3 protein-coding genes are annotated in these 7353 nt (G+C 75.1%); 2 read left to right on the forward strand and 1 reads right to left on the reverse strand.

Annotation, left to right across the window (positions count from 1 at the left end; all coding sequences use genetic code 11):
• Positions 1 to 113: 113 nt before the first annotated feature.
• The gene (locus ACN6LB_RS32325) at positions 114 to 3596 is read right to left on the reverse strand and encodes an FHA domain-containing protein (protein ID WP_445028942.1); all 3483 of its coding nucleotides are present in this window, start codon (positions 3594 to 3596) and stop codon (positions 114 to 116) included.
• A gap of 439 nt (positions 3597 to 4035) precedes the next feature.
• On the opposite strand from ACN6LB_RS32325, the gene ACN6LB_RS32330 reads away from it, so the two are divergent.
• Entirely contained in the window at positions 4036 to 5769 is a 1734-nt protein-coding gene (locus ACN6LB_RS32330; RefSeq protein WP_445028938.1) for a serine/threonine-protein kinase, read from the forward strand.
• A 124-nt stretch (positions 5770 to 5893) separates the two neighbouring features.
• Positions 5894 to 7153, forward strand: a complete 1260-nt coding sequence (locus tag ACN6LB_RS32335) for a serine/threonine-protein kinase (RefSeq protein ID WP_356137800.1) — start codon at positions 5894 to 5896, stop codon at positions 7151 to 7153.
• Positions 7154 to 7353 lie beyond the last annotated feature (200 nt).

A 7353-nucleotide genomic window follows, 5' to 3' on the forward strand; every position in this document is an offset into this window, starting at 1 on the left:
CGGCGCCTCGTAAGCGCCGAGTTGCGTGACCCACCCCCGACCAGCAGCCACGCCGGGCGCGAAGGAAGCAAGGGGCACCCGGGGATTCCCCACCCACCCCGGGTGCGTCGGGGTTACAGGAGGGAGGGGACCTCGGGGGCGGAGACTGAGCGGGCGGCTCGGTCGAGGGCGCTGGCGAGGAGGGCGAGGTCGGTCGGACCGTTGCCGAGCTCGCGGACGGGACGCCGGGCAGGCGGATCGCCCATACGGTGCCATTCGAGAGGCACAACCGTGGGACGGAGGGTGGCCGTACGGGGGATGCGCCCCGTGACCCGCCCGGCCTGGAACGGCGTGAGCCGCCCGTCCGCACCGGTCAGCCGCCCCCGCCCGGGGGCAGGTTCGTCCGGCCCCGCCGAGGGAGCGTCGAGGAGGATGCGAAGCGTCGCGGCCCGGCCGAAGTCGGACTCCGCGGCCCGCCCCCCGACCCCGGCCGCCGCCACAAGATGCACCCCGAGCCGCTCCCCCTCACGCACCACGGCCTCCAGCGCCCGTACGACGGACCCCGCGGCCGGCCGCCCCGGCGACCCCAACGCGGGCGACAGCAACGCGTCCAGGTCGTCCACGACCACCGCCAGCCGCGCGAGTGGCGGCCCCGCCTCCTCCCGCTGCCGCGCCGCCCCGGGCCGCAGCCGCAGCGTCGAGCTGGACGGCGGGTCCAGATCAGCGGCTCCGGACCCGGCCCCTGACGCCGCGCCGGCCCCGGTACCCGACGACCGCTGCGCGACGATCCGCCCCGACACCTCCCGCCGCGTGTGCCACTCCGCGAACCCGAGCCGCCCGAGCAGCTCGCTCCGCCGCTTCAGCTCGGCGCTCAGCGACTGGGCGAACTCCCTCATGCGCACCGGGTCGTTGGCCGTGAGATGGGTGGTGACATGGGGAAGGTCCATGCACACCCGGAGCCCCTCGACCCGCCCCGCGTCCTTGCCGCCCGAGCCGTCCTGCCCGTCTATCAGGACGATTCCGAGCCGGTCGGGCCGCTCCGCCGCCGCGAGCGACGCGGCGACGGCCCGCAGCAGTTCCGTACGGCCGCTGCCCGTCGGGCCCTCGATCAGCAGATGCGGGCCCTCGGTCTGGAGGTCCACGCAGACCGGTCCACGCGGCCCCGCGCCCAGAACGGCCCAGGCGCGCCCGCCGAGCGCCTCCGTGTCGTCGGTCGCGTCCGCCCAACGCGCCAGCAGCGACGCCGGGGTGGCCCGCGCGAGCCCCAACTCGTCCAGCAGCCGCGCCGATTGCGGCAGCGGAGCGGACACGCGCGTGTGCCGGTCGCCGCCGGCGCCGTCCGTACGCAGCGGGGCGAGCGCCCGCGCGAACCGCTCGGCCCACGCCGCCGACACCGCGTCCACCGCCGCCACCGTGCCGTGGCCCACCGGGCCGCCGGGGGCGACCCGCATCAGCCTCAGCGCTGTGGCCACGTCCCCGCTGAGCAGCGCCACGGCCCCGCACTCCCGGAACGCCGGCGACGCCTCGCACGCCGCCTCGTACGTCTCCGTCACCGGCGAAGCGGGCGACGCCGCCGCCGTCTCCGCGAGGCATACGACATGGATCCCGGCCCGCGCTCCCTCGTGCGCCAGCCGCACCACGGCTTCGCGCACATCGGCGCCTCCCGGGTCCCCGTCCACGACGACCACGGTGAACGGCCCCGGGAACTCTCCGGTCTCCTGCGGGTCGTCGTCGCGCGCCCAGGAGGGGCGCCGTGCGCCGCCGCGCACCGCTTCGTCGACGTGGTCGGCCCCGGGCGCGGGGCGCGCTTCAGCCGGGTCGCGGGGGCCCCGGCCCGGCTCCGTCAGGTGGTCGTGGTCCTCCAGGCGGCGGAGGAGTTCGTCCGTGCGGGCGGTCGCCTGTTCTCGGTCGTATGCCAGAAGGAGGCGGCAGTCCTGGCCGTGTGTGGGGCGCAGGTGGGGGAGCCAGCCGAGCCAGGACCACTCGGCGGTGCGCTCCTGCGGCGTACGGGAGCGGTCCGTGCTGATCAGGACGATTTCGAGGGAGTCGGGGGAGTGCAGCGCGGCGAGCTGGGCCACCACCGAGCGCGCCAGACCGGCGAGCCGTGCGCGAGGCCCCGCCAGGCCCAGGGCGCCGACCTCCCGCAGACCGGCGGTCACCGGCACGGCGGGCAGCAGCCCCGAACCGTCCGGCGCCGCCCGGTCGGCCGTACCGAGCCTGACGGTCAGGATCTCCGGGTGTCCCGAGCCGCGCTCCCACAGCCGCGGGCCCGGGCCCAGCGCGGTGAGCAGCAGCGTCGCCGGGTCCGGCCAGCTCTCCGGCGCCTGCGCCACCGCGCCCGCGGGCTCGGCCGCCGCCGGCTCCTCCTCGTCGTACGCCTCCGGGCCCGGTTCCTCCGGCTCGCCCCGTCCTCCGGTCAGCCGCCGCGCCCACGCACTGAAACCACCGCGCTTGCGCCCGCCGTCACCTGGCGACCCGTCCTGTGGCGCCTCCGTGCCCCGCAGCGGCGTGCCCTTCCTCGTGGCGGTCGCGGGAGCGGGGGTGGGGGTGGGGGTGGCTGTCGGCGGTGCGTCCTCTTCGGCAGTCCTGCCGGTGCCGGTGCCGGTGTCGCTTTCGCTTTCGCTGCCGCGTGGGTTCGGGAGGGCGAATCCGTCGGGTACGACCAGTCCGCGCGCCCCGCCGTGCGTGGCGCCGTCGGACGGCGCCGTCGCCCTGCTCTCGATCCTTGGTGCGCGGCCCTGGCCCGGTACGACGGGTTCCGTGGAGGTGTGCGGTGCCGGGGCGGCCCAGGGGGCCGAACCGTAGGCGTGGTGGGTCTCCCCGGAGGGGGTGTGCGGGCCTGGCGCGGCACCCACGCGCGCGTGGGGGCCGTTTCCGTCGCTGTTCCTGTGTGCGGTGGCGGAGGTGGCCGCCGGGTTTTCGGTCCCGATGGCCACCCGGACGTGGCCCTCGCCGTCGGGGGTCGTCCCCACGGGCTCCGGGGTGCCGGGCGGAGCCAGTCGCAGGGCGGACTCGCCGACGCGCAGGAGCGCACCCGCCGCGAAGCGGACCGGGCGGGAGTCGACGCGGGAGCCGTCCAGCGTCGTGCCGTTCGTGGAGCCCACGTCCGCGACCGCGACGCGGCCGTCGGGGGTGACGGTGACCTCGCAGTGCAGACGGGAGACATCGGGGTCGTCCAGCGGGACGTCCGCGTCGGCGGAGCGGCCGATGTGGAGCCGGCCGTCGTGCAGCAGATGGACCCCGCCCGCGTCGGGGCCGGCGACGACATGGAGCTGTGCCGCCACGCCGTCCACGTCGGGTCCCGGCTCCGCCGGGGAGCCCAGCGACAGCACGGCACCGTCCGTCAGGGGCGGCTCGCCCAGGGTGCAGCGCTGCGCGTCGAGCCGCTCGGCGCCCGCGTACAGCACGACCGGGCCGCCGCCGAGCTCGCGGCCACGCTCGGGCAGGGCGGCACCGCCCTCGCCGCCGACCGCCGCTGCCAGGCCCGACGCCACCGCGGCCAGCGCCGTCCCGGCGGGCGCGGTGACCAGCACATCGCAGGCCGCGGCGCGCCCCCGTGGCTCGAAGCGAGTCCCCAGCGGGCCCAGCGGGTCTACGACGGTCAGCCGGATCTGCATCGCCGTCAGCGGTCCCTTCCGCACGGGCACCCGCAAGCGAGGACGAAGCTCGGCGCGGTCCCCCACCGCAGACTTCCCCCACCGCGCACGGGCACGTCGGCCAGTACTGAAGGCATCCTCGCACCTGCCACTGACAACACGCCCGCCGCCCACCCGCAAGTGATCTTGATTGGTCGGCTCTGCCCGCAAAAGTGCCTGACCAGTGCCCGACCGGTGCCCGGTTGAGACCGGTGTTGAGATCGGTCACTCCCAGCTCCGGCAACCAACGGCCCGAAGCGAGCGTCTTTCCATCGAACACGCGGGGGAACGCGTACGTAGTCGCCCATGGGAAGCACACGAGGACGACACCCCGGCGCCGCGGACGGCGGCACTACAGTGGGTCGGAACACCTGAAGCACGGTGGACCGACCAGGCAAGCAAGTAACAGGGAGCGCATGACGTGCGGCCGGTAGGGAGCAAGTACCTCCTTGAGGAGCCGCTGGGACGCGGCGCCACAGGCACCGTCTGGCGAGCCCGCCAGCGGGAGGCCGCGGGGTCGGAGGCGGCCGTCGCGGGCCAGCCCGGCGAGACCGTGGCGATCAAGGTCCTCAAGGAGGAGCTCGCCAACGACGCGGACATCGTGATGCGGTTCCTGCGCGAGCGGTCCGTCCTGTTGCGGCTGACCCACCCGAACATCGTCCGGGTACGGGACCTCGTGGTCGAGGGCGACCTGCTCGCCCTCGTCATGGACCTCATCGACGGCCCCGACCTGCACCGCTACCTCCGCGAGAACGGGCCCTTCTCGCCCGTCGCCGCCGCTCTGCTGACCGCCCAGGTCGCCGACGCGCTCGCGTGCAGCCACGCCGACGGCGTCGTGCACCGCGACCTGAAGCCGGCGAACGTTCTGCTCAAGCAGGACGGCGGCGAGATGCACCCGATGCTCACCGACTTCGGCATCGCCCGCCTCGCCGATTCGCCGGGGCTCACCCGCACCCATGAGTTCGTCGGCACGCCCGCGTACGTCGCGCCGGAGTCCGCCGAGGGCCGTCCGCAGACGTCCGCGGTCGACATCTACGGCGCCGGGATCCTGCTGTACGAGCTGGTCACCGGGCGTCCGCCGTTCGGTGGCGGGTCCGCCCTGGAGGTCCTCCACCAGCACCTGAGCGCCGAGCCGCGCCGGCCGTCGACGGTTCCCGATCCGCTGTGGACCGTCATAGAGCGCTGCCTGCGCAAGAGCCCCGACGAGCGGCCCAGCGCCGAGAACCTCGCCCGTGGGCTGCGCACCGTCGCCGCGGGCATCGGCGTGCACGCGAACTCCGCGCAGATCGCCGCCGCGGAGGGCGTCGGTGCCCTGCTCGCCCCGGATCCGGCCCCGGCCGCCGTCCCCGGCGTGCCCGGCGCGGCCGACCCGACGCAGGTCCTGCCGCACGGCGCGGGCGCCTACGACCCCAACGGCGCGACCAGCGTCCTGCCGCACACCGGTGACGCCGACCCCACCTCCGTACTGCCGCACCGCGGCGCGGCCGACCCGACGGCCGTGATGCCGCCGGTGCCGCACAACCAGCCCGGCGGGCCCCAGGGACCCGGACCCGAGGACCCGCACCCCTGGCAGAACCAGCTGCGCGCCGCGCGCGACCGCAACGAGCAGACGCAGGTCCAGTACCTGGACCCGAGCCAGGACCCGCTGCGCCGCCGGCCGCAACGGCAGGTCGCCCGGCCCCAGCAACAGCCGCAGCAGCCGCCGCAACGACAGCAGCGGCCGCCGCAGGGGCAGCAGCGGCCGCCGCAGGGGCAGCAGCCGCCGCCCGGGTACGGGTACCCGCAGCAGCCCCAGCACCAGCAGTACCCGCAGCAGCAGTACGCCCCCCAGCCCCAGCAGCAGTACGCCCCGCAGCCTCAGCCGCAGCAGCGGTACGCGCCGCCCGCCCCGCAGCAGCCTCAGCAGCCCGCTCCGCGCCAGCCGCGCGAACCGCGGCAGCGCAGCGCCAATCCGACGAAGATCCCCGGGCTCGGCTGCCTCAAGGGATGCCTGGTCACGATCGTCATCCTGTTCGTCGCCGGATGGCTGATCTGGGAACTGAGCCCCCTGCAGGACTGGATCGGGCAGGGCAAGAGCTACTGGTCCCAGCTGGGTGAGTGGTACGACACCGTGAGCGGGTGGATAGGGGATCTGGGCGGTGGCTCCGGCAACTGACCCGGTCTCCGACAGCCGAGTCTGTTGATTTGTCGACACCTGGCGGGTGATTTCCGTCTCCGCGGTGAAGGTTGGCTCCTCGGACGCGTACGTTTAGCGACAACACGCGTCTGTAGGAGCAGTCTTGGCACGGAAGATCGGTAGCCGGTACACCGCGAACCAGATCCTGGGGCGGGGCAGCGCCGGCACGGTGTGGCTGGGCGAGGGGCCGGACGGGCCCGTGGCCATCAAGCTGCTGCGCGAGGACCTCGCGTCCGACCAGGAGCTCGTGGGCCGCTTCGTCCAGGAGCGCACGGCTCTGCTCGGGCTCGATCACCCGCATGTCGTCGCCGTACGCGACCTCGTCGTCGACGGCAACGACCTCGCGCTCGTCATGGATCTCGTCCGCGGCACCGATCTGCGCACCCGGCTCGACCGGGAGCGGCGGCTCGCGCCCGAGGCCGCGGTCGCGATCGTCGCCGACGTCGCGGACGGGCTCGCCGCCGCGCACGCGGCGGGCGTCGTGCACCGCGACGTGAAGCCCGAGAACGTGCTGCTCGACATGCAGGGGCCGCTCGGGCCCGGCGGCGCGCACCCCGCGCTGCTGACCGACTTCGGGGTCGCCAAGCTGATCGACTCGCCGCGGCGGACCAAGGCGACGAAGATCATCGGTACGCCGGACTATCTCGCGCCCGAGATCATCGAGGGGCTGCCGCCGAGGGCCGCCGTCGACATCTATGCGTTGGCGACGGTTCTGTACGAGCTCCTCGCCGGGTTCACGCCGTTCGGCGGCGGGCATCCGGGAGCGGTGCTGCGGCGGCACGTCACCGAGACGGTGGTGCCGTTGCCCGGCATTTCCGACGAACTGTGGCAGCTGATCGTGCAGTGCCTCGCCAAGGCACCGGCGTCGCGGTTGCGGGCGTCCGAGCTGGGGGCGCGGCTGCGGGAACAGCTGCCGCTGCTGGCCGGGATGCCGCCGCTCGACGTGGACGAGCCGGACGCGGAGTCCGAGTCGGAGGACGAGGCGTACGTGTCCGCGGCGGAGGCGTTGCCGCGTGAGGGGGAAGGGGCGCGGGAGCGGGTACGGCGGGGGGCTGTGCCGTTGGTGCCGGGGGCTGTGCCGGACTCCAATCGGGATACGCATACGTCGATGCGGGTGCCGGGGCCTGATGAGTTGGCGGGGGGTGCGCGGGGGACTGCGCGCGCTCCGCGGGCGGCGGGTGCACCTCGGCCGGGCTCGGCCCGTCATCGCGCATCTGCGCGCCGCCGGCGGATCACGCTCGGGGTCGCCGCGGTCGCTCTCTTGGCGGCGGTCGGGGTCGGTGCGTGGCTTGCTACGTCGGATGACGATGCGGGTGGGGCGCCGCCGTCCGGGACTGAGCATTCGGCGCCTGCTGCGCCGTGATCTGGCGGGGGCGCCTGTCGTAGGGGGTGCGGTGCGTTGTGGGTCGGGTCCGTGCCGTCTGCTGGCGTGGGCGCCGTTCGCGGTGCGGTGCGGTGCGGTGGGTGGGTCGGGTCCGTGCCGGTACGTCTTGCCCGTCGCCGCGTGGGCGTACTGCCCGGGGGTCGAGCATGGCGGAGCTTGGCTGGGGGCCGGCTACGCGA

The sequence above is a fragment of the Streptomyces sp. SAS_270 genome, from assembly GCF_052543295.1.